The sequence below is a fragment of the Streptomyces sp. NBC_01176 genome (genome assembly GCF_045039825.1).
Taxonomy (GTDB): Bacteria; Actinomycetota; Actinomycetes; order Streptomycetales; family Streptomycetaceae; genus Streptomyces.
In genome coordinates this window covers 6,799,077-6,821,655 of the sequence record NZ_CP108600.1, presented here as the reverse complement: position 1 = coordinate 6,821,655, position 22,579 = coordinate 6,799,077, and the positions used below count along the sequence as shown (strand labels likewise).

17 protein-coding genes are annotated in these 22,579 nt (G+C 71.6%); 12 read left to right on the top strand and 5 right to left on the bottom strand.

All coding sequences use genetic code 11. The annotated features are described in order from the left end of the window. Window positions 1-4: 4 nt before the first annotated feature. Entirely contained in the window at window positions 5-853 is an 849-nt protein-coding gene (locus OG199_RS29475) for an alpha/beta fold hydrolase (RefSeq protein ID WP_401798771.1), read from the bottom strand. A 197-nt stretch (window positions 854-1,050) separates the two neighbouring features. Here OG199_RS29475 and OG199_RS29470 point away from each other — a divergent pair, with 197 nt between their 5' ends. From OG199_RS29470 to OG199_RS29440, 7 genes are all read left to right on the top strand, one after another. Further along, on the top strand, window positions 1,051-1,479 hold the full coding sequence (locus tag OG199_RS29470; RefSeq protein ID WP_356809018.1) for a MarR family transcriptional regulator: 429 nt from the start codon (window positions 1,051-1,053) through the stop codon (window positions 1,477-1,479). Between the two features lie 306 nt (window positions 1,480-1,785). Beyond that, window positions 1,786-2,823: a glutamine synthetase gene (gene glnII / locus OG199_RS29465; protein ID WP_266698722.1), complete on the top strand. Its 1,038-nt coding sequence runs from the start codon at window positions 1,786-1,788 to the stop codon at window positions 2,821-2,823. A 404-nt stretch (window positions 2,824-3,227) separates the two neighbouring features. Next, entirely contained in the window at window positions 3,228-3,815 is a 588-nt protein-coding gene (locus OG199_RS29460) for a winged helix-turn-helix domain-containing protein (RefSeq protein WP_356809016.1), read from the top strand. Window positions 3,816-3,909: 94 nt separating this feature from the next. Next, window positions 3,910-4,914, top strand: a complete 1,005-nt coding sequence (locus OG199_RS29455; RefSeq protein WP_405832024.1) for an NAD-dependent epimerase/dehydratase family protein — start codon at window positions 3,910-3,912, stop codon at window positions 4,912-4,914. 312 nt (window positions 4,915-5,226) lie between these two features. Further along, window positions 5,227-6,504, top strand: a complete 1,278-nt coding sequence (locus tag OG199_RS29450; protein ID WP_405832023.1) for a sensor histidine kinase — start codon at window positions 5,227-5,229, stop codon at window positions 6,502-6,504. After that, window positions 6,489-7,148 (top strand): LuxR C-terminal-related transcriptional regulator, encoded by a 660-nt coding sequence (locus OG199_RS29445; protein ID WP_405832021.1) that lies wholly within the window; start codon window positions 6,489-6,491, stop codon window positions 7,146-7,148. Before OG199_RS29450 ends, OG199_RS29445 begins: the two co-directional genes overlap by 16 nt. Before the next feature lie 222 nt (window positions 7,149-7,370). After that, entirely contained in the window at window positions 7,371-8,939 is a 1,569-nt protein-coding gene (locus OG199_RS29440) for a DUF1996 domain-containing protein (protein WP_405832019.1), read from the top strand. 100 nt (window positions 8,940-9,039) lie between these two features. Here the strand turns inward: OG199_RS29440 and OG199_RS29435 are convergent, their stop codons facing one another. Further along, complete coding sequence (locus OG199_RS29435) at window positions 9,040-9,504, bottom strand: hypothetical protein (protein WP_401798780.1); 465 nt, start codon at window positions 9,502-9,504, stop codon at window positions 9,040-9,042. Window positions 9,505-9,661: 157 nt separating this feature from the next. Between OG199_RS29435 and OG199_RS29430 the strand changes: the two genes are divergently transcribed. From OG199_RS29430 to OG199_RS29410, 5 genes are all read left to right on the top strand, one after another. Further along, on the top strand, window positions 9,662-10,162 hold the full coding sequence (locus tag OG199_RS29430) for a tetratricopeptide repeat protein (protein ID WP_401798782.1): 501 nt from the start codon (window positions 9,662-9,664) through the stop codon (window positions 10,160-10,162). 49 nt (window positions 10,163-10,211) lie between these two features. Further along, window positions 10,212-12,128 (top strand): hypothetical protein, encoded by a 1,917-nt coding sequence (locus OG199_RS29425; protein WP_405832018.1) that lies wholly within the window; start codon window positions 10,212-10,214, stop codon window positions 12,126-12,128. Between the two features lie 112 nt (window positions 12,129-12,240). Then, window positions 12,241-13,152, top strand: a complete 912-nt coding sequence (locus OG199_RS29420; protein ID WP_401798786.1) for a metal-dependent hydrolase — start codon at window positions 12,241-12,243, stop codon at window positions 13,150-13,152. Continuing rightward, window positions 13,149-14,207 (top strand): PDR/VanB family oxidoreductase, encoded by a 1,059-nt coding sequence (locus tag OG199_RS29415; protein ID WP_405832016.1) that lies wholly within the window; start codon window positions 13,149-13,151, stop codon window positions 14,205-14,207. The genes OG199_RS29420 and OG199_RS29415 overlap by 4 nt, the downstream gene beginning before the upstream one ends. A gap of 56 nt (window positions 14,208-14,263) precedes the next feature. Next, window positions 14,264-14,965 carry a TetR/AcrR family transcriptional regulator gene (locus tag OG199_RS29410; RefSeq protein ID WP_356807541.1) on the top strand — a complete coding sequence of 234 codons (702 nt, stop codon included), beginning with the start codon at window positions 14,264-14,266 and terminating at the stop codon, window positions 14,963-14,965. 9 nt (window positions 14,966-14,974) lie between these two features. Here OG199_RS29410 and OG199_RS29405 read toward each other — a convergent pair whose 3' ends face one another. The 3 genes from OG199_RS29405 to pulA form a co-directional block, all read right to left on the bottom strand. Next, entirely contained in the window at window positions 14,975-15,343 is a 369-nt protein-coding gene (locus tag OG199_RS29405) for a 5-carboxymethyl-2-hydroxymuconate Delta-isomerase (protein WP_356807543.1), read from the bottom strand. Between the two features lie 49 nt (window positions 15,344-15,392). Further along, window positions 15,393-17,033, bottom strand: a complete 1,641-nt coding sequence (locus OG199_RS29400) for a SpoIIE family protein phosphatase (protein WP_405832015.1) — start codon at window positions 17,031-17,033, stop codon at window positions 15,393-15,395. Between the two features lie 69 nt (window positions 17,034-17,102). Then, window positions 17,103-22,499, bottom strand: a complete 5,397-nt coding sequence (pulA, locus tag OG199_RS29395) for a pullulanase-type alpha-1,6-glucosidase (RefSeq protein ID WP_405834715.1) — start codon at window positions 22,497-22,499, stop codon at window positions 17,103-17,105. Between the last annotated feature and the right edge of the window lie 80 nt (window positions 22,500-22,579).

The following is a 22,579-nucleotide window of genomic DNA, read 5'->3' as shown; positions in this document are numbered from 1 at the left end:
ACGCCTAACGACCGAGGAACTCCGCGAGCCGGAAGGTGAGTTCGGCCGACGCGGTGTGCGGCAGCGCGTGGTGCGAGACGTCCGGGAGGACAACCGTCCGTACGTGCGGCAGCACCGCGGCGGCCCGTGCCGCCACCCGGCGCGGGTCATGAGTCCTGCTGTTCGCGGCCACGAGCAGCAGGACCGGCACCTCCAGGCCACGCAGCGCCCCGGCGTCCGGACGCGGGCCCGTGACCGGCCTGACGGTGGGAAATCCGGCCGCGGCCTCCTGGAGACGGAGCCAGTCGGGATCCAGTGGGACGCCGCCCGTCTCCCACTCGAGAAAGGCGCGGGTGCGACGTGCCGCCGGGCGCAGCAGCATGGGGAGCGCGCGCAGGAGGTACCCGGCCCGGTAGCCCGCGAAGCAGCCCGTCGGGTCGAGGAGCGCGAGACGCCGTACCCGATGCGGTGCGTGCAGCGCGTACCGCAGGGCGATCCAGCCGCCGTACGAATGACCGGCCACGGCGGCCGCGCCGATACCGAGGCCGTCGAGCAGCGCGTCCAGCCATGCGGTCACGTCGCCCGCGGTCCGGATCGGGCGGCCGGGGTCCGGCACACTGAGACCGGGGTCGCCGATCAGGTCGAGGGCGTGGACGCGGTGGGTGCGGGCGAGGTCGGCGGCGCCGGCGTACCAGGAGGCCGAGGTCGCGCCGCCGCCCGGCAGCAGGAGCAGCGGGGACCCGTCCCCCGGGCCGCAGCTGTGGACCTGGGTGGCGCCGAACGGGGTGGGCACCTCGTACGACACCGTGTCCGCGGGCCACTTGGCCATGACCCGGTCGTACGCCGTCCGGAACTCCTTCGTCGGAACGTCCATCCCGCCACTCCCCCGCCCGGTGTCCTGGGGCCGCTATGCTCGCCGATTATCTCGATGAGCGAGATAATAGCTCAGCGAGGCAACTGGCGGAGGCGGACATGACGGACCGGGAACCGGCACGCGAACCGGATAGCGCACCGGATCGCGAACCGGCGCCGGAGCCGGGAGAAGTAACGGGGCGAGCAGCGGGGCGGGAGATGGAGATCGTCCATCTCCTGCGGGCCACGGTCGTCGAACTCGGCCTGCACAGTGCCCGCTTCGCGAACCAGAACGGCATGCACCCGACGGACGTGCGCGCGCTGATCTCCCTCATGGACGCCTCCCGCTCCGGTACGGGTCTGACGGCGGGCCGCCTGGGCGGTCTGCTCGGGCTCAACTCGGCCGGGACCACCGCCCTGGTGGACCGGCTGGAACGGCTCGGGCATGTCCGGCGGGTGCGCTCCGAGCGCGACCGGCGGCAGGTGCTCGTCGAACTGGACGAGCGCACGGTCGAGTGGGGGCAGGCCCACTTCGGTCCGCTGATCGGCCGGGCCGTGGAGCTGCTGCGGGGGTACGACGAGCGGGAACTGGCCGCGGTGCGCGGCTTCCTCGCGGGGGTACGGGACGCGGCGGCCGACGCCGGATAGCGTCCGGCGCACCGGCCGCGCGCTCGCAAACCCATCGCATACGAGCCGCCGCGGCCGCCACGGGCGGAACGCGGTGGGCGGCGCGCCGCCCTCACGGCCTTCGCGAACGGACCCCTCATAACGGTCGCGAATCGCTCTCCGCGAGTGAGGCGCAGCACAGGGTCGCCAGGTAACACGGGGTTCACGCTCGGGCAATGATCGGGAAATCGCCTGTTGACAGGCTGCCGGGCATGACGCGGCGCCCCGGTGCCGCAGCGCCGCGGCACCCGCGGCGCGCCTGCAGACCCACCCCGAAGGATGTGGCCCGTGACCTTCAAGGCTGAGTACATCTGGATCGACGGCACCGAGCCGACGGCCAAGCTCCGTTCGAAGACGAAGATTCTGGCGGACGACGCCAAGGGTGCCGAGCTGCCGATCTGGGGCTTCGACGGGTCCTCCACGAACCAGGCCGAGGGCCACGCCTCGGACCGCGTACTCAAGCCGGTCGCCAGCTACCCGGACCCGATCCGCGGCGGGGACCACGTCCTCGTCATGTGCGAGGTCCTGAACATCGACATGACGCCGCACGAGTCCAACACCCGGGCCGCGCTGGCCGAGGTCGCGGAGAGGTTCGCCGCGCAGGAACCGGTCTTCGGCATCGAGCAGGAGTACACCTTCTTCGACGGGGAGCGCCCGCTCGGCTTCCCCGCCGGCGGCTTCCCGGCCCCGCAGGGCGGCTACTACTGCGGTGTCGGCGCCGACGAGATCTTCGGCCGTGACATCGTCGAGGCGCACCTGGAGAACTGTCTGAAGGCGGGCCTCGGCATCTCCGGTATCAACGCCGAGGTCATGCCCGGCCAGTGGGAGTTCCAGGTCGGCCCGCTCGCCCCGCTGGAGGTCTCCGACCAGCTGTGGGTGGCCCGCTGGCTGCTGTACCGCACCGCCGAGGACTTCGCCGTCTCCGCCACCCTCGACCCCAAGCCGGTCAAGGGCGACTGGAACGGGGCGGGCGCGCACACCAACTTCTCCACCAGGGCGATGCGCGAAGGACCCGAGGGCTATGCCGCGATCATCACCGCGTGCGAGTCGCTGGGCGAGGGCTCGAAGCCGCTCGACCACGTCAAGAACTACGGCGCCGGCATCGACGACCGCCTGACCGGTCTGCACGAGACCGCTCCGTGGAACGAGTACTCGTACGGCGTCTCCGACCGCGGCGCCTCCGTCCGTATCCCGTGGCAGGTCGAGAAGGACGGCAAGGGGTACATCGAGGACCGCCGTCCGAACGCCAACGTCGACCCGTACGTGGTGACGCGTCTGCTCGTCGACACCTGCTGCACCGCCCTGGACAAGGCCGGCCAGGTCTGATCCACCCCGTACCGCGAAGGGGCGCCCACCGAGTCGGTGGGCGCCCCTTCGGCGCAGCGAGCCCTGTTCCGCATCAGAAGCGAGCCCTCTTCCGTATCAAGGGGGTGTCCGACCTTTGAACCAGGACTCCTGCCCGGCCCCCGCTTCTGCTTCAATGGAGGCATGGCCAGCCACCAGAAGTGCACCGCGACGGGTCGCCACGACCTGGAGCCCTTCTGGCCTTCCCGTCAGCATCACGACTTCGACCGGGTGTGTTGCCGCGCGACGAACGCGCCGGCCCTCTAAAGCCGTACACCCCCGGCCTTCGGCCAGCGCGCACGACGTACGTCCTCGACGGCCCCGACCACGAACTCGCGGTCGTCGACCCTCCCGACGAACTCCTCGCGCGAAAGAGCTGACCTCTCATGGCGAACACACGTTCCTTCACCTCCGTCGCGACCTCCCCCTCCCCGGCCTCGCCCGCGACCGGTGCCGGACGGCACCGGCTCCGAGCCGTCGACCGGGACGAGGTGGTGAACGTCGCGGACTTCCTGCCGCCGGGCGCCACCTGGCTGCCCGCTCCCCAGCACACGCTGCCGGTACTGCCGGGCCGGCCGCCGATGATCGGCTACCTGGTCCTCGTACCGGCCGACCAGCAGCCCCTGCTGCCGGTCGCCGTCGCCCCGGACCCGGCGGGTGCACCCGCCCCGGCCGGGGACGACCCGCTCGTCCGTATCGACTCCGTGCAGCGCACCGCCGAGGTCGACGGGCGGACACTCGACCTCACCTACCTGGAGTTCGAGCTGCTCGCGCATCTCGTCGCGCACCCGCACCGGGTGCACACCCGGGACCAGTTGGTCACCACCGTGTGGGGTTACGGGCACGTGGGCGACGGACGGACCGTCGACGTGCATGTCGCACGGCTGCGGCGCAAGCTCGGGGCACAGCACCGGCAGACGATCCAGACGGTACGACGGGTCGGCTACAAGTACGCGCCCCCGACCGGCCGCTGATCAGCCCGTCCCGCGTTCGCGACACCCCCCGGGCGGATCTTCTGTCAGCAGATTCCCGTTCCGTCCGGTGGGCCGTCCGTGCAGAGTCGTCCCCATGAGACTTCTGGTGCTGGGTGGTACGGAGTTCGCGGGTCGGGCCGTCGCGGAGGCGGCGGTGGGACGCGGCTGGGAGGTGACCGTCTTCCACCGGGGACGGCACGAGCCTCCCTCCGGAGTACGGTCGTTGCTCGGTGACCGCACCGCTCCCGACGGGCTCGCGGTGCTGGCCGGAGCAGCCGCCGAAGGTGACTGGGACGTCGTCGTCGACACCTGGTCGGCGGCGCCCCGGGCCGTCCTCGACGCGGCGCGGCTGCTGGCCGACCGGGCCGCGCGCCATGTCTACGTGTCGAGCTGCTCGGTCTACGCCTGGGCTCCGCCCGCCGGGTACACCGAGGACGCGCCGCTCGTGACCGGGGCGTCGAAGGACGCCGAGCAGACCGACTACGGGCAGGACAAGCTGGGCGGCGAGCTCGCCGCCGTCTCCGCGTTCGGCGCGGAGCGTTCGCTGCTCGTACGGTCCGGACTGATCCTCGGGCCGCACGAGAACATCGGCCGCCTGCCCTGGTGGCTGAACCGGATCGCGCGGGGCGGGCCCGTGCCGGCGCCCGGGCCCCGGGACCTTCCCCTCCAGTACGTCGATGTCCGTGATCTCGCCGAGTGGATCCTCGGGGCGGTGGAGCGGGGAGCGAGCGGGCCGTACAACCTGATGAGTCCGGGGGGTCACACGACGATGGGGGAGCTCCTCGACGCGTGCGTGCGGGTGACTCGGAGCGAGGCGGAACTGCGGTGGATCGAGCCGGAGGCGGTGCTGGGCGCCGGGGTCGAGCCGTGGACGCAGTTGCCGGTGTGGGTACCACCGGGGAGTGACATGCACGACGCGCTGTACGGAGCGGACGTCTCCCGGGCGGTGGAGGTCGGGCTTCGGTGCCGGGATGTCTCGGAGACGGTCGCCGACACGTGGGCGTGGCTCCGGGCGGTGGGCGGTACCGCGCCGCGGCGCCCGGACCGCCCGCCGGTCGGGCTGCCCCCGGAGGCGGAGGCGCGACTGCTCCGCCGGTGACCCGCCGTGGGGGCTCCGCCCCCAGACCCCCGTTCGGCCTGAACGGCCTCGTCCTCAAGCGCCGGACGGGCTGCAGATGCGAGCCCGCACACTGGCGGACGGGGTCATGTCTTTCAGCCCGTCCGGCGTTTGAGGACGAGCCCTTCGGGCGATGGCGGGGGTCCAGGGGGCGCAGCGCCCCTGGCGGGGTCCGGGGCGGAGCCCCGGGGACGGGTCGGGTAGGGGCGGCGGGGGCGAGGTGGGACTGGCCCCACCCCCCGGCCGGGGGCCAGGCCCAGTGACCCGGAGGGTGAGGGCCGTGAGACTGACGACATGCAGACGCCGAACACGCCCACCCGGGAACGAGGTCGCACCGCCCTCCAGGCCGGCGGACGAGCCCTGGTACTGACCGTCACAGGCCCACCCGCCGCCCTCGCCCTGACCGTACTGGCCACCGTGTCGGTCCTCCTCGTCCCCCTCGGCATCGGCATCGTCACGACCCCCTGGATCCTGACCGCCGTACGAACCTTCGCCGACCGGCGGCGCACCCTCGCGGCGCGGTGGTGCGCGGTCCCGATCCCGTCCGCGTACCGCCCGCTTCCCGCCGGCACGACCCCCTGGACCCGGTGCTTCCGGATGCTCGGCGACCCGGCCACCCGGCGCGATCTGGGCTGGCTTCCGGTCGACATGACCGCGGGACTCGTCACCGCGCTGCTGCCCGCAGCCCTGCTCCTCTACCCCCTGGAGGGCTTCGCGCTCGCGGCCGGCCTGTGGCGGGTCCTCACGGACGGTACGCGCGTCGGCTGGTGGTACGGATTCGTCCCGGTGTCGGGACAGGGCTCCGCCCTCCTCGCGGGGGCGCTGGCCGCCGCGCTCCTGGCCGCCGGCCTCCTCCTCTCCCCCGCCCTCCTGCGCGCCCACTTCCTGCTCACCCGCTCCGTGCTCGCCCCCGGCGACGGCGAACTCGCCGAACGGGTGCGTGTCCTGACCGAGACCCGGCGTGCTGCCCTGGACACCTCGGCGGCCGAACTCCGCCGTATCGAAAGGGACTTGCACGACGGCGCGCAGGCACGGCTGGTCGCGATGGGAATGGACCTGGGCACCATCGAGGCACTCGTGGACAGGGATCCGGCGCGGGCCAAGGAGCTCCTCGCCCGTACCCGCAGGTCCTCCGCCGACGCCCTCACCGAACTGCGGGATCTCGTCCGCGGCATCCATCCCCCCGTTCTCGCCGAACGCGGACTCGGCGACGCGGTGCGCGCGTTGGCGCTGCGGCTGCCACTGCGGGCCGAGGTGGAAGTGGACGTGGGGATGGCGGGCCGGGTCGACGCGCCCGTCGAGTCGGCCGCGTACTTCGCCGTCAGCGAGGTGCTGACCAACGCGGTGAAGCACTCCGGTGCCGACCGTCTCCGGATCGGCCTGCGCCACGCGGACGGCCTGCTGCGTCTCACGGTCACCGACAACGGCCGGGGCGGCGCGCGGATCGGTGCGGGCTCGGGGCTGGCCGGGGTCGAGCGTCGTCTCGGCACCTTCGACGGCGTCGTGGCCGTCAGCAGCCCCGCGGGCGGTCCCACCACGGTCACCCTGGAGATCCCTTGCGCGTCGTCCTAGCCGAAGACCTGTTCCTGCTGCGCGACGGACTGGTCCGGATGTTCGAGGCCTACGGTTTCGAGATCGCCGCGGCCGTCGAGAGCGGCCCCGAACTCAGCCGCGCGCTGGCCGAGTTGACTCCCGACGTCGCCGTAGTCGACGTACGGCTGCCGCCCTCCCACACGGACGAGGGACTGCAGTGCGCGCTCCAGGCCAGGCGGGAGCGGCCCGGACTGCCGGTGCTCGTGCTGTCGCAGCACGTGGAGCAGTTGTACGCGCGGGAGTTGCTCGCCGACGGTACGGGCGGGGTCGGCTATCTGCTCAAGGACCGGGTGTTCGACGCGGATCAGTTCGTCGACGCGGTCCGGCGGGTCGCGGCGGGCGGGACCGCCATGGACCCGCATGTCATCCAGGAGTTGCTGGCGCGGCGCGCCGGTGTGGACCGGCCGCTGGGCCGGATCACCCCCCGCGAGCGGGAGGTGCTCGAACTGATGGCGCAGGGACGCTCGAACGCGGCGATCGCCGCCCAACTCGTCGTCACGGAGCGGGCGATCGCCAAGCACACGTCCAACATCTTCGCCAAGCTGGGGCTCGCGGTCTCGGACGACGACAACCGGCGGGTGCTCGCCGTGCTGGCGTATCTGGATCACGGCGGTGGTCGCTGAAGAATCCGCCCCGGAGCGCACTGAATATTGTTCAAACCTGATTTCGGAGATCGACTTCCCGAAAATCGTGCGCTTCTGAGCCCATTGTGCCGGAAATGGCCTCACGAACTTCTAAGATTTTCAGAGGTTTCTGAACGCCTCACGCGTCACCTGCGTATGGATGGGAGCCGCTTCACTCCTGTCGGGCGCCTCGCTGCCCCGCAAGGAAGTCAGAGGAGTTCCATGGGACGCAACACACGAAAACGACGTTCACCGCTGGCTGTTCGCGCGGTGGCCGCATCAGCGGCTCTCGCGATCGGTGGGGGCGGATTGATCTGGGCGAATTTCTACGCCTCGGCGCACGAGACGAACTCGAGCCCGAACACCACGAAGGCCGCCGCCACCCAGGTGGCCACGATCACCTGTCCTGATGTCGGTCAGAAGCTGACCAACGTGCCGAACGCCGCGCGTTCCGCCGTCGCCACCGAGCTGGCGACGCTCGACAAGCAGATCACCGAGGCGTACGCCCGGCTGGCCTCGACCCGCCAGGCCCAGGCCAAGGACGCGAACTTCGTCCAGAACGCGATCCTCGGACCGCTCAAGGAGAAGCGCGGCGCCGTCATCGGCCGAATCAAGATCGACTTCAAGCGGGTGGGCGCCACCGCCCCCGGCATGCTGGACGGTCTCGCTACCTGCACCGCGACCACCGCGGACCAGGCCCAGACCACGGCCGGCGGCCAGAACAACGGCTGGGGTCAGAACAACGGTCAGGGCCAGAACAACGGTCAGGGCCAGAACAACAACGGCGGTCAGGCCACCGCGGCGCCGAGCGCCTCGGCATCGGCCTCCGCCCCCGCGGGCAACGGCGGTCAGGCCGGCAACGGCGGTCAGGCCGGCAACGGACCCGTCGCCGCCGACTTCGTCGACATCACGAAGGTCCGGCCGAACGTCGCCGCGAAGGCACGGACCCGGGCCGGTGGCTCGGCCGGCACCTTCACCACCGTCTGCGGTGTGAACGCGAACAAGAAGTTCAACACCGACAACGTCATCGTGGCACCCGGTGTCACCAACGGCGCGCACCACCTGCACGACTACGTCGGCAACCAGTCGAACGACGCGTTCGCCACGAACGACACGTTCGCCGCCGCGCAGACCAGCTGCCAGAACCAGGGCGACAAGTCGTCGTACTACTGGCCGGTCGTGCGTATCCAGAACGGTACGCAGGACTTCGACCAGAACAACGACGGCGGTGGCAAGGAAGGCAACGTCGGCCAGATCCTGCAGGCCAAGCAGGCGCAGATCAAGTTCGTCGGCAACGCGAAGAGCAAGGTCGTCGCGATGCCGCAGTTCCTGCGGATCATCACCGGTGACGCGAAGACCACGACCAACGGTCTCGCGAACGCCAACGCCCACTGGAGCTGCACCGGCTTCGAGAACAAGGTGCAGCTGACCCAGCAGTACCCGATCTGCCCCCGGGGCAGCCAGGTGGTCCGCACCTTCGCGTTCCAGAGCTGCTGGGACGGCGTGAACATCGACAGCGCGAACCACCGTACGCACGTGGCCTTCGCCGACGCCCAGGGCAACTGTGCCAATGGCTTCAAGGCGATCCCGCAGCTGACGATGCGCCTGGTGTACTCGATTCCGGCACCGACCCTCCGCAACGGGCAGATCAAGAACGCCTACGCGGTGGACGGCTTCCCGGAGCAGCTGCACAAGCCGGCGACCGACCACGACGACTTCATCAACGTGTTCAGCACGAACGCGATGAACAAGATGGTCAACTGCCTCAACACCGGCAAGAGCTGCAGGTGACCGCCTTCCCTGAGGTGAGGAGTCGGTAGCACGGCAGCAGGAAGGCCGGCGGTGGGAGTTCCCGCCGCCGGCCTTCGCCCTGCCCCGAGAACCTGCGCGGTCAGCCGCCGTGACCGGAGTGCGAGACCTCGGTTCCCCCACCACCACTGCCCCCCGAGTGGTGCGAGGTCCCCTCCTCCAAGGTCCCGCCGAGCCGGCCGCGCAGCGCCGTGACCACCTTCTGGTCGGCGACGGCGACCCACTTGGCGCCCACGAGGTAGAACCCGCCGTAGTCCTTCGCCCCGTTGATCCACTCACGCTGACCGCGGTCGGTGGCGAAGGTCGCGAGAACGAACTTGCCGTCGGTGTTCTTGCAGATGGCCTGCCGGATCTCGTCGGCGTCCGTCTGCATGCTCGGCTTGCACTTCACCTCGGCCGCCAGATCCTCCAGGCTGCCGGTCGCCGTGGCCGGCACCCTGTCCGCCGTGCCGTCCTTGGTCCCGCCGTCGCCCGACCCGCCGCAGCCGGTCAGAGCCAACAGCGCCACGGCGGCTCCCGCGGCGAGTTTTTCCCGTGTCAACCTCATACGTTCCTCCGGTACCGTCGGCGCCCGCGCCATGGAGAGCCCCGGCGAGGGCCCTGGCCTTCGATACGGCTCCGAGGCGCTCAGCACTCAATCGACCCCCCGCGGGGTGCGGGAAAGCCGATGCCGTCGCCAGCACACGTATGCGAAAGTGTGCCGCGTGAACGAAGACTGGGAAGAGCGTACGGCGGCGGCCTGGGCCACTTTCGACGACTACGAGGAAGCGGACGCGGCGGATTTCCGGGCGGTGATCGACGCACTGGTCGCCGAGCTGCCGGCGGACAGTCCGCTCGGCCCGTTCGAGCGGGCCTGCGCCTGGGACTCGACGGGCCACTCGGACCGGGCCGTGCCGCTGTACCGGGAGGCGCTGTCGCGGGGGCTCGACGGCTACCGGGGACGCCGCGCCAGGATCCAACTCGCCAGCTCGCTGCGGAACATCGGCCAGGCCGAGGAGGGCGTCAAGCTTCTCACCCCGGAACTCGTCGCCCCGTCGGACGAGTTGGACGACGCCGTACGCGCCTGCCTCGCGCTGTGCCTGGCCGACCTGGGCCGTGAACGCGAGGGTCTGGCGCTGGTGATCGGCGCCCTCGCGCCCCATCTGCCCCGCTACCAGCGGTCGATGGCCAACTACGCGCGGCTGCTCGTCGAGCCCGAGGGCTGAGTCCGCCGGGCGGAGGTGACCATCCACCGATTCGCTCGTTCTGCTGAACGTGCAGTCACAGGATGTAGCCCCGCGCCCCACAGCCTCCTCCGGACCGGTCGTCGACGTCACCCAGGCCGAGGCCGCGCTCGTCGAGCACTACCCGCGGCTCGTCCGGCTCGCCTATCTGGTGCTGCCGCCGAGCCTCGGCCGCAACCGGCGGGTGCTGACCGCGCACGCCCTCACCCAGCGAGCGCTGCCCCGGCGCCGCACGCCCTCGACCGTGATCCCGGCCCAGGCCACCGGCCGCGACGGCGACCCGGGCTACGCGTTCGTACGTCTCACGGTCGTGCGTACGGCACTGGAGGCCGGACTGCCGCTGCGGCGCACCGCGTGGCCGAAGCGGTCCCAGCTGCCGCCGCTGCTGCCCCACGTGTGGGGCCTGAGACTGTTCCCCCGCTCGGGCGGTGCCGACGAACTCGCCCTGGACCAGCGGCTGTCCGCGCTGTCCGGTGCGGCCCGCGCCGCGTATGTGCTGCGCGGGCTGGAGAAGCTGCCCGACGCCGACGTGCGCAGGTTGCTCGCGGCGGCGGGGGTCGGCGACCCACGAGCGGCGCTCGCGGAGGCCGACCGGGTCGAGGCCCGCGACCCACTGCTCCGCTCCCCCGAGTTCGACCCCTGCGCGCTGCACGCCCGGCCCACCGACCTGCTGCGGCGCAGGCAGCACATGAAGGCCGCGCTCGCCGCCGGTGCGGCGGTCGCCGTCTGCGGTGCGCTGCTCGCCCTGCCCGGCGACGGCTGGGGCCCCGAGGGCGCCGCGGCCCCCTCGTACGCGCAGAACCCCGCCGCCGTGGCCGCGCTGGATCCCGGAAAGGTGACCCGGGTCTCCCCGGCGGCCTGGCGGACGTCCGCGCGCACGGACCTGTCCGTGTGGCCCGCGCGCGGAAACCTCGCCGGAAACAGCGCGCTGCTGCGCCGCGCCCTCGCCGTCTGGGCCCGCCCGGGCGAGTCCGTGCAGGTCTCGGCGACCCCGGGCACCCCGGCGGGCGCCCCGCCGGGACCGCCCCAGCTGCTGTACGCCGGTGACGTGGACCAGGCCCACGTGGTGCTGTTCTACGACGGGCTGCGCATCGCCCGGTACGCCGAGCCGCGCGACGGCACCGGCGGGGCGGCCCTCGACTTCGCGCGGGTCGACGGCGCGCGGGGGGCCGAGGCGAGCGCGGTCGTCCTGGACCGCGCCGACGGCAACGTCCGCTATCTGACCGCTCCCTGGGTGACCGGGGCCGCCGAGCGCGACCTGATGAAACCGGCGGCAGACCCGACGGCCCTCACCCTGTCGGCCGACGGTGCCACCTCCCCGCTGGCGGGTCCCGCCCGGACGGGCACGTGCACGTCGTGGAACGCGCTGCAGCTGACCGACGCCACCGGCACCCGGTTGATGACCGACCTGGGCGAGCTGACTCCGGCCCATCTCACCTCCGGTTCGCCCTCGGCGCCGCACGAGGCCACCGGTGCGGCGGCGCTGCGGAACTGGGCGCCGTTCGCCTGCTCGCTGACCGCCATGCGCTCCGAAGGCGTGCGGTCCGTGAACGCGTGGCAGTACGCGCGCCAGCCGCTGCCGGACGCGAGCGGGGAGGCGGCGTGGGTGTGCACGCGGGCCGACACCTGGCGGGGCGACGGCACCCGCGTCCTGGCCCAGTTCCACACCCCGGGCGGTACGTACGGGGCGGTCGCGGCGAAGGCCGAGAACTCACCCGCGTGCGGCGCGCGCGACTCCCATGTGCTGGCGGGCGTGCTGTGGAAGTCGGGAGCGGGCGCCTGGTATCTGCTCGCGGCCGGCAGCAAGGACACCACGTCGGTCACCGCGACCGGTGGGGTGACCGGATCCGCGCGGGGTCCCCTGCTCGCCGTACGGACCGAGCAGGGGGCCCAGGCGGGACTGCGGGGGAACCTGACGGACGGCAGGTCGGTCACCGGGCTGCGCTAGTGGACGCGGCCCCAGGCCCGCCGAGCCAGGGCCGCGGAGCTAGTTGACGTTCGTGTCAACAAGTAGGCGCACAGGGGTTCTCCCCCGCCCTACTCGTCAGTACATTGACGCCATGTCTCACACGCACGCCCGACCGCCCCGGCCGGTCGCATCGGAGCGGACCCCGCTCAAGGCGCGGAAGGTGTCGTTCTCCTGGGAGGACACCCCCCTGCACTGGGTGCCGGGAGACCCGTTCGCCGCCCACACGATCAACGTGCTGCACCTGCTGCTGCCCGCCGGTGAACGCTGGTTCGTCCACGTCTACCGGCAGGTGCTGCCCCACATCAGGGACGAGCGGCTGCGCGAGGACGTGATCGGGTTCATCGGGCAGGAGGCGATGCACTCGCAGGCCCACGACGAGGTCCTCCCCCACCTCAGGGAACTCGGGCTCGACCCCACGCCCTACACCGCGCAGGTCGACTGGCTCTTCGAGAAGCTGCTGGGCGACCGCACCCTTCCCCCGGGCCGGGCCCGCAGATGGTGGCTGATGGAACGGGTCGCGATCATCGCCGCGATCGAGCACTACACCGCCTTCCTCGGCGACTGGGTGCTGAACGCCCAGGAGTTGGACCGGCGCGGCGCCGATCCGACCATGCTGGACCTGCTGCGCTGGCACGGCGCGGAGGAAGTCGAGCACCGCTCGGTCGCCTTCGAGCTGTTCATGCACGTCGACGGGGGCTACCGGCGGCGCGCGCGAACCTGGGCCACCGCCTTCACCGCGCTCGTCTTCCTGTGGCAGCGCGGGGCGCGCTTCTTCATGGAGAACGACCCGACCCTGACGGCGGGCCGGGCGAGCTTCAAGGACTTCTACCTGAGCGGACGGCAGGGCGTGCTGCCGTCGACCGGGGACATGCTCAGGTCCATCCCGCGCTACCTCAGCCGCTCCTACCACCCCTCCCAGGAGGGATCCACCGCGCAGGCCGTCGCCTACCTGGCCACCTCTCCCGCCGCACGAGCCGCGGCCACGGCCGAGGAGCGCGCGTGACGCCCCGGCTGCGGACCCTCGCGGCCGTCGCGGGTACGGCCCTGCTCGTCCGGCGTGCGCTGCGCCGCCGGATCGGGGCCTCGCCCCTGTGGCCGCTGCCCGCCCTGGAGGAACCGGTCTCCGGCCGCCCGCGCTCCCGGGCCCTGCGGCTGACGGTCTCCGGACACGAGCGGATCGCCGACGGTGTCGTACAACTGCGCCTGGAGGGACAGGGTCTGCCGCGCTGGGAACCCGGCGCCCACCTCGACCTGGTGCTGCCGTCCGGGCTCGTACGGCAGTACTCGCTGTGCGGCGACCCCGCGGACACCTCGTCGTACACCGTCGCGGCGCGGCTGGTCGAGGACGGGCGGGGCGGCTCGCGCGAGGTCCACGAACGGCTGCGGGAGGGCATGACGGTCGAGGTGCGCGGACCGCGCAACCGGTTCCCGCTGGCCCAGGCGCCCGGGTACGTCTTCGTCGCGGGCGGCATCGGGATCACTCCCCTCCTGCCGATGCTGCGGGCGGTCCGGGGCCGCGCGGACTGGCGGCTGTTGTACGCCGGGCGCAGCCGGGCGTCGATGCCGTTCCTGGAGGAGGTCGAGCAGCTGGACCCGGCGCGGGTCACCGTCGTGGCCGAGGACATGGACGGGCGGCCGGACCTCGACATGCTGTTGGCCGGCCTGCCCGAGGGGACGGCCGTCCACTGCTGCGGGCCGGAGGGGCTGATGGCGGCGGTCGAGGAGAGGCTGCCGGAGGGAGCCGCGCTGCACCTGGAGCGCTTCACTCCGCGCGCCGCCGCCGCGGGTGACGGCGACCGCGCCTTCGAGGCCGAACTGCGGCGCAGCGCACGGACCGTGACCGTGCCGGCCGACTCCACGCTGCTCGCCGCCGTACGGGCCGAACTGCCCGACACCCTCTACTCCTGTGAGCAGGGATTCTGCGGAACCTGCCAACAACGCGTCCTGGAGGGCGAGATCGACCACCGGGACGAACTGCTCACGGACACGGAGCGTGGCGACTCGATGCTGATCTGTGTGTCGCGGGCGCGCGGCGACCGCCTGGTGCTGGACATGTGAACGCCCCTGGTCGGTCCAGCCCGTTCCCGGCCGGATCCGATCGGTAAGGTGTTCGCATGACAACCGGGGTACGCCGCAGGATGGGTGTCGAGGAGCGGCGGCAGCAGCTGATCGGCGTCGCCCTCGAACTGTTCAGCCGACGCTCGCCCGACGAGGTCTCCATCGACGAGATAGCCTCGGCGGCGGGCATCTCCCGACCGTTGGTCTACCACTACTTCCCCGGCAAACTCAGTCTGTACGAGGCCGCGTTGCAGCGCGCCGCGGACGACCTCGCGAGTCGGTTCGTGGAGCCGCGGGAGGGACCGCTGGGCGCCCGGCTGCTGCGGGTCATGCGCCGGTTCTTCGACTTCGTGGACGATCACGGGCCCGGTTTCTCGGCGTTGATGCGCGGCGGCCCCGCGGTCGGCTCCTCGAAGACCAACGCGCTCGTCGACGCGGTGCGGCAGGCCGCGTATGTCCAGATCCTGTCGCATCTGAAGGTCGACGACCCGCCCGTCCGGCTGGAGCTGGTGATCCGCTCGTGGATCTCGCTGGTCGAGTCGACGGCACTGCTCTGGCTGGACGGCCGGCGGATTCCGCGTGGCGAGCTGGAGGTGCAGCTCGTGCACGACTTCGCGGCGCTGGCCGCGGTGAGCGCCGCCCGGGACGAGGAGCTGGGCACGGTGCTGCGCGGCGCGCTCCAGGGCGAGCCGGGCGACGGGCCGTTCACCGACCTCGCCGTCCGGCTCATCGCGCTGGCCACGCCCCCGAAGGCGTAGGCACCCCGGTCAGTCGCCGCTCCGCTCCTCGGACTTGCGGTACGACGGGTCGAGATCGCGGACCTCGGCGGAGACGTGCAGGACGAGGCCGTCGGCGGGCTCGACGTACTTGCGCAGCAACTCCAGCACCGACTCGGTGAGCCGGACCTTGGTCTCCTCGCTGCGGCCGGCGAGCAGGCCGAGCGTGACGTGCACGACGGCGTGTCCGTCCGCCTCCGCTCCCACCACGTTGTCCCCGGTCGGCCGGAAGCGCGTCTTGCACGCCTCGATCCGTGCGGCGGCGGTCTCGACCACCACCGGGTGCAGAGCGAGCGCGAATCCGCGCCGGTCGAAGGACTCGTCGAGCGCGGTGGAGTAGTCGACGGTGATCTGCGGCATGGGCACTCCTGTTCTAGGTCAACGAACTCACCTTAGGGCGCAACACGCCCTAGGGTTTGGCCTGTCCCGGCCTGAGCTGGAGTGCCAGCATCGCGACGTCGTCCTCCCGGTCCTGCCCGAAGCGGTCCAGGAGCATGTCGCACAGCGGGCGCACCCCCGGCGGGGCGTCGGCGACGGCCGCGCGCAGGTGTTCCATGGAGAGCGCGAGGTCCGTGCCGCGGGTCTCGATCAGGCCGTCGGTGACCACGAGGAGCCGGTCCGAGGGCTCCAGGAACAGTTCGGCGGGCGTCGGCCGGTTGACGGCGAGACCGAGGCCGAGCAGCGGCCCGTGGGCCTTGGCGTAGTCGGCACCGCCCGAACCGCGCACGATCAGCGGCGGGATGTGGCCCGCGTTGGCGATGCGTACCCGCCCGGTGTCCGGCTCGACCAGGACCAGACAGACGGTCGCGGTGATCTCCGGATGGTAGCGCTGGAGCATCCGGTCGAGGCGCTCGGCGAGGACGGCCGGGTCGCTGTCCTCGACGCAGTAGGCGCGCAGCGCGTGCCGGATCTCGACCATCACGGTGGCCGCGTCCAGCGAGTGACCGACGACGTCGCCGACCGCGGCGAGGACACCGTCGCCGACGCGCAGCGCCGCGTAGAAGTCGCCGCCGATCTCGGCCTGCTGGGACGCGGGTTCGTAGCGCACCGCGATGTCGACGCCGGGCAGGTCGGGCAGCTTGTCCGGCTGGGGCAGGAAGCTGCGCTGCAGGGTGAGGGCGACATGGCGCTCGACCTGGTACATCAGCAGCGGCTCGGCGGCGAGGGCGGTGGCCTGGGCGAGCCGTGCCACCCCGGCCTCGTCGGCGGGGCTCTGGGGGCGCGAGTCGCGTACCGGCGTCGCCAGGCACACCGGTGCCTTGCCGCCCTGGGCCAGCACCAGCCGGGCGTCGTCCTGGACGCCGGGCCGGAAGAACCCGGCGGGCCACAGCGGCGAGTGGACGACGGTGCGGTGCACGACGGCCCTGCCCGCTCCGAGCCTGCTGATCAGCCGGGCCACGGCGTCGTGCGCCCCGCGGTCGGGCAGCGCGAGGCCGATCCGCTTCGGGGACATGCCCCGGTACAGCTCGCCCTCCGGGCCGAGGACGAACACGACGGCCGGCAGGCCGGTGAGCCGGGCGGTGCCCTCGGCGGCCGCGTCGACGAGTTCGTCGAGGCTGCGCGCGGCCTGGACGGTGACGATCGTCTCGGACAGCAGTGTCAGCCGCCGTATCAGCGCCTGGTCGTCCGCCCGCAGCCGGGCCGCGTGCAGCACGGTCCGTACGACCGTCTGGATCTCCTCCGGCTCGGCCGGCACCGTCAGGCAGGCCTCGGCGCCCGAGTCCAGGCTGCGCCGGTGGTCGCCCGGGGCCGCGCCGGCTGCCGAGAGGTGTACGACGGGCACCGCGGCCAGTGTCTGATGCGCCTTGAGCCGGCGGCAGAGTTCGAAGCCGGTCATGTCCCGCAGCCGCACGTCGACGAGAAGCACGTCCGGCAGGGTGCCCTCGCGCAGCCGGGTGTCGAGTTCGCGCAGTGCCTCCGCGGCGGTGGCGACGGGAACGACCTCGTGACCTGCGCGGCGCAGCAGCGCGCTGACGGCGAGCCGGTCGTCCGGCACGCCGCCGACGACCAGCACGGTGGTCGTCCCGTTCCTTCTGCTGTTGCCGTCCAACTGAGAGCCTCGGGCATGCCGGTGGGGCGGACCGGGTTCCCGGTCCGCCCCACCAAGGTAATGCCCTTGTCAGGGAGTCCGGGAGAAGACGGCCACAGTCCGTGCCGGAACGGTGAAGGTTCCCGTCTCCTTCGTGTACGCGGCGGACTTGACGACGGGGTCGGCGCCCGCCCGTTGCACCGGGTGCAGCGCGTAGCGCGTCCCGGACAGCGAGCCGATCCGCTGTTCCTGGCGTTGGGGCGTCGCGTTGAGGACGACGACGAGGTCGCCGAGCCTCATCGTGATCACACCGGGTGTCTCGTCCTTGCCGGACAGCGGGAAGGAGAGCTTCGACTGCACCTGGCCGGCCGTGGCGAGTGAGAAGGCGCTCTCGGTGGTACGGATCCTCAGCAGGTCCTGGTACGCGGCCGAGCTGCCCTCGATCTGTCCGCACCCGACCTTGACGGTGCTCAACAGGGGTTTGGCGTAGGGCCACTTGGGTTGGTTGTCGGCCGCCATCGGCAGCCCGCGGCCGAATCCGTTGCCGTCCCGGCAGTCCCAGTGGACGGCGTTGAACCAGTCGCCGCTGTCGAACGAGTTGCGGTCGAGGGACTTGGAGCGCAGCAGGTCGGAGCCGGCCTGGGAGAGGGACGGGCCCTGCGAGAGGGTGGCCGTCGCCATGGCGAGCACCTGCATGCGTGCCCGGTCGTCGGCGCTCGTGGTGGCCGGCAGCTTGTAGGTGAGCGCGTCGTACAGGGACTCGTTGTCGTGCGCGTCGGCGTAGGCCAGCGCGTCGCCCGGCGCCTGGGCGTACCCGGCCGGCTGGCCGTTGTAGTCGACCCCGGAGCCCGTGACCTCCTTGCCCGCGGAGTCGGTGAAGCGGTACGCGGCCAGGTTGCCGGTCAGGCCGACCTTGATGAGGTCCTGGTAGTGCAGCAGGCGGGCCTTCTGCTCGGCCGGGGTGCCGTTGGCGGAGGAGGAGTTGGGGTCGGTGAACAGACCCGACGCGAAGCCCTGGACGCCGGGGTCCTCGTCGAAGGGGCTGCCGCCGCGGACGGCGTCGCGGGCCCGGTCGGAGAAGGTCGCGATGCCGGTCCCGGCCATGTTCTTCTGGGTGGCCTGCACGAAGCGGGCGTCGTCGGCGACCTCACCGAAGTTCCAGCCCTCCCCGTACATGACGATCTTCTTTCCGTCGACGCCGTCCTTCGCGACCGTGAGCGCGTCGAGGGCCTTCCTGACCGCCAGGATGTTGGCCTTGGGCTGGTGTCCCATGAGGTCGAAGCGGAAGCCGTCGACCTTGTACTCCTTGGCCCAGGTGACGATCGAGTCCACCACCAGCTTGCCCATCATGGCGTTCTCGGTCGCCGTGTTGGCGCAGCAGGTGGAGTTGGCGACGGACCCGTCGGCGAGCAGCCGCTGGTAGTAGCCGGGCACCACCTGGTCGAGGACGCTGGTGTCGGCCTGCCCACTGGCGGCGGTGTGGTTGTAGACCACGTCCATGACGACGCGCAGGCCGTCCTCGTTGAGCGACTTGACCATCTTGCGGAACTCGACCGTGCGGCCGGTGCCGTCCGGGTCGGTGGCGTACGAGCCTTCCGGCACCGTGTAGTGGTACGGGTCGTAGCCCCAGTTGTACGCGTCCTTCGCGGCGGCCTTCGCGACGCACTCCTGCTGCTGGTCGGAGTCGGCCGGGTAGGCGGCGAGGTCGCAGTCGGGGGTCGCCCGGTCGGCCTTCTTCTCGGGGATGGTGGCGATGTCGAACGCGGGCAGCAGGTGCACGTACGACGTGCCGGACGCGGCCAGTGCCCGCAGGTGCTTCGAGCCGTCGCTGCCCTTGTCGGCGAAGGCGAGATAGGTGCCTCTGTCCTTGGCCGGGACGGTCCTGTCCGCCACCGAGAAGTCGCGGATGTGCAGCTCCTGGATCTGGGCGTCCCGCAGCGGCACGGCCTTGGGCTTCTTCAGGGTGGACCAGCCGCCCGGGGCGAGGGACCTGTCCTTCAGGTCGACGACGAGACTGCGCTCGGAGTCGGTGGTGAGGGCGAGCGAGTAGGGGTCGGTGACCTTGTTGGTGACGACCTTGCGGGCGGTGGGCGCCCACACCTTCACGACGTACCGGTAGGGCTTGTTCCGCCAGGACTTCGTGCCGGTGACGGACCAGACGCCGGTGGTGTCGTTCCTCTTCATGGCCACCGTGGAGCGGTCGAGTTCCAGCGCCACGCTCTGCGCGGTCGGCGCCCACACGGCGAGGGTGGGACGCCCGTCGCGGAACGTCGGGCCCAACCGCGCCTTGGTCGCGTCGTACAGATCGTCGAGCACGCCGGCGATCTGGACGCCGGTCGCCGCGAGTACGGCGCCGTTCGCGGCCCGTTGGGAGGCGACGATCTGACCGCTGAGGGCCTCCTTCACCCGCCCTCGGTCGCGTGGATCGACGGACCAGGCGGTGTAGTCCTGGAGGTGCGGGAACGCGGCCTTCTGGGCGTCGGTCAGGGTGGTCTTCTCCAGCCGCAGCCAGCGCTCGTCGTCGCTGGTCAGCGTCCCGTCCTTGACGGCGATCGACCCGTCGCGGGAGGACAGGAGCTGGGTGGACGCGGCGGCGTCGGAACCGTTCCAGGCGACGGTGTCCCGGTCGATCCAGACCGCCTTGGAGGTGGTCAGGTCGAGCGCGGCCGCGCTGCCCGCGGGCTGCGGGAGCAGGTACTTCTCCTGGCCGTTCACCAGCCACACCTCGTGGCCGTTCGCGGTCAGGTCGAGGGACTGGTCAGTGGGCAGGTCCTTCTCGTCGCCCTTGTGGAGGATGTAGCTGAGGCTGGTCGCGCCCTCGGCGAGCGGCACCTCGTAGACGGCTCCGTAGGCGTCGGTGCGTACCGGCTCCAGAGGCTTCGTCCAGTCCGTGGGTGTCGCGGCCCCGGTCCAGGTGTGCAGGCCCCAGCCGGTGTAGTCGCCGTCGGCGCGGTGGTAGTGCAGGATCGCCTTGGTCTTGTCCTGCGCGGGGTGATCGGGCCGCTCGGTGAGGACCGGCTCCTTGCCCTGTTCGAGCCAGACCTCGCCGGTCCTGGTGACGTCGATCGTGCGGTCGGTGGCGACGTCCTTGTTGCCGTCCTTGTCGATGACGAGGAACCCGACGCTGGAGGCGCCCGGCTTCAACTTGACGTAGGCGAAGGCCCCGTAGGAGTCCCGGCCGATGAAGTCGTGGCCCGCGGGCCAGGTCGTCGCCTCGCCGTCGGCGAGGTCGCCCCAGGCGTAGAGCCGCCAGTCGGTGTAGTCCCCGTCGGTGCGCTTGTAGTGGACGATCGCGTAGTCGCGCGAGGAGGCGGTGGGGACCTCGGGGGCGGGCGGGGTCCCGGTGGCGGACGTCGCCGTCGCGCTGGCGGTACGCCCGGCGGAGTCGACGACCACGGCCTTGTAGCGCAGCGCGGTTCCGGCCGGCACGTCCTTGCCGATGACCTGGGTGACCTTGTACGGGGCGTGGTCGGCGGAGCCGAGGGTCCGCCACTTTCCGTCTCCGACCTGGGCGGCGAAGACGACGCGGTCGAGCTGACCGCCGGTGACGTCGGCGCCGAGCTCGACGGTGCCGGTCGCGCCCGCGTCGGGCGCCTTCAGGGTGAGCGAGGGCTTCGCGGCGGGGGCGCCGAGCGGACGGGCCGCCTTGAGGGCGACGGCGGAACCGGCGGGGACGGTGACGGTGACGTTCCTGTCGGCGTCGCTGGTCAGCCGGGACGAGGTCCCGTAGATCCCCTGGAAGGTCATGCCGACGGAGCCGGTCGCGAAGGTCGCCGTCTTCGCCTCGCCCGCGTTGTTGAGGGCGACGAGGTACTCGGTCCGGTCGCCGCCCGTACGGGAGAAGGCGTAGACGCCCGGCCCGTCGGCCGCGTACCGCTCGGTCTGCACTCCGTCCGCGAGGGCCGGGTTGTCCTTGCGGAGCTTCGAGAGAGCGGCGATCTCCTGGTAGAGCGGCGCGCTCGTGTCGTAGGCGTCACTCGCGTGCGTACGGTCGGTGCCGAGCTCGTCGTCGTCGAGGTAGTCGGCGACCCGGGAGGCGAACATCGTCTGACGGGCGTCCTTGTCGCCGCCCGCGCCGGTGAAGCCCTGTTCGTCGCCGTAGTAGACGACGGGGTTGCCGCGGCTGAGGAACATCAGCTCGTTGGCGAGCCGGTCCTTCTTCACCAGCTCCGCGTCCGTGCCCTTCGGGTCGTCCTGCTTCAGGAAGGATCCGATGCGGCCCATGTCGTGGTTGCCGAGGAAGGTGACCTGTTCGTAGGCGTTGGCCTTGTCGGTCGTGTACTTGTAGTCGTCCCCGAACACGGACGCCAGCTTCTTCGCGCTGCCGCCCTGGGAGGCGTAGGAGCGTGCCGCGTCCTGGAAGGGGAAGTCGAGGGTGGCGTCGAGCCGGCCCTGGGTGACGTACGGCGAGGTGACCGAGGTGTCGGCGGAGTAGACCTCGCCGAACATGAAGAAGTTCTTCCGGCCGCGCTCGGCCGCGTAGCGGTCCAGGGCGGTGGCCCACTGCGTCCAGAACGGCATGTCCACGTGCTTCACGGTGTCGATCCGGAAGCCGTCGACGCCGAAGTCCCCGACCCACCGCTCGTAGATCTTCTCCATGCCGCTGACGACCTCGGGACGCTCGGTCCACAGGTCGTCCAGGCCGGAGAAGTCGCCGTAGGTGGTGGACTCGCCGGTGTAGGTGGAGTCACCCCGGTTGTGGTACATCGCCGGGTCGTTGAGCCAGGACGGGACCTTGGTGTTCTTCTTCTCGGCGGGCACGGTCGGTGTGCGGGGGAAGGAGCCGGCGCCCACGGACGGGAACGTCCGTGTCCCGTCGGCGTAGTCCTCGTCGTCGAAGGGCTTCCCGTCCTTGGTCAGGTAGGGGAAGGCGCCCTTGGAGAGATAGCCGTAGGACTTCTCCGCGTAGTCGACGACGTCGGCGGTGTGGTTGGTGATGACGTCGAAGAAGACCTTCATGCCCTTGGCGTGGGCCTTGGAGATGAGGGTCTCCAGGTCCTTGTTGGTGCCGAAGTGCGGGTCGACGCGGGTGAAGTCGGTGATCCAGTAACCGTGGTAGCCGGCGGAGGCGTCCGTGCCGGTGCCCTGCACCGGCTGGTTCTTGAAGATGGGCGCCATCCAGATGGCGGTGGTGCCGAGCCCCTTGATGTAGTCGAGCCTCCGGGTCAGGCCCTTGAGGTCGCCGCCCTGGTAGAAGCCCTTGTCCGTGGGGTCGTAGCCGGTGGAGAGGCGGGAGCCGGTCAGGCCACCGCGGTCGTTGGCCGTGTCACCGTTGGCGAAACGGTCCGGCATCACGAAGTAGAACTGCTCGCGGGTGTCGTCGTGCCGGGCCGGCGCGGCGGCGAGCCGGGCGTCCGACGGCGGCGCGGGCGGGGTCTCGGCCCGCGCCGCGAGGGGTTGCGCGAACGATACGGCGAGCGCGGCGGCGAGGACGGCCGCGCGCAGCCTGGAACGGCCGGGGCGGTGCGCCGGCCCTCTCGGTATCAGGTCCACCGGTGTGAACTCCTAGCGATTACGGCGCATATGGGTCCGACCCCGCGCTGCGTGCGGCTCCGGTGCCGAACGCC

What these genes read in the sequence shown, in the direction of transcription:
- OG199_RS29475 (WP_401798771.1), bottom strand. Translation starts at nt 853, where the DNA reads ATGGACGTTCCGACGAAGGAGTTCCGGACGGCGTACGACCGGGTCATG.
- OG199_RS29470 (WP_356809018.1), top strand. Translation starts at nt 1,051, where the DNA reads ATGGAGATCGTCCATCTCCTGCGGGCCACGGTCGTCGAACTCGGCCTG.
- OG199_RS29460 (WP_356809016.1), top strand. Translation starts at nt 3,228, where the DNA reads ATGGCGAACACACGTTCCTTCACCTCCGTCGCGACCTCCCCCTCCCCG.
- OG199_RS29455 (WP_405832024.1), top strand. Translation starts at nt 3,910, where the DNA reads ATGAGACTTCTGGTGCTGGGTGGTACGGAGTTCGCGGGTCGGGCCGTC.
- OG199_RS29450 (WP_405832023.1), top strand. Translation starts at nt 5,227, where the DNA reads ATGCAGACGCCGAACACGCCCACCCGGGAACGAGGTCGCACCGCCCTC.
- OG199_RS29440 (WP_405832019.1), top strand. Translation starts at nt 7,371, where the DNA reads ATGGGACGCAACACACGAAAACGACGTTCACCGCTGGCTGTTCGCGCG.
- OG199_RS29435 (WP_401798780.1), bottom strand. Translation starts at nt 9,504, where the DNA reads ATGAGGTTGACACGGGAAAAACTCGCCGCGGGAGCCGCCGTGGCGCTG.
- OG199_RS29420 (WP_401798786.1), top strand. Translation starts at nt 12,241, where the DNA reads ATGTCTCACACGCACGCCCGACCGCCCCGGCCGGTCGCATCGGAGCGG.
- OG199_RS29410 (WP_356807541.1), top strand. Translation starts at nt 14,264, where the DNA reads ATGACAACCGGGGTACGCCGCAGGATGGGTGTCGAGGAGCGGCGGCAG.
- OG199_RS29405 (WP_356807543.1), bottom strand. Translation starts at nt 15,343, where the DNA reads ATGCCGCAGATCACCGTCGACTACTCCACCGCGCTCGACGAGTCCTTC.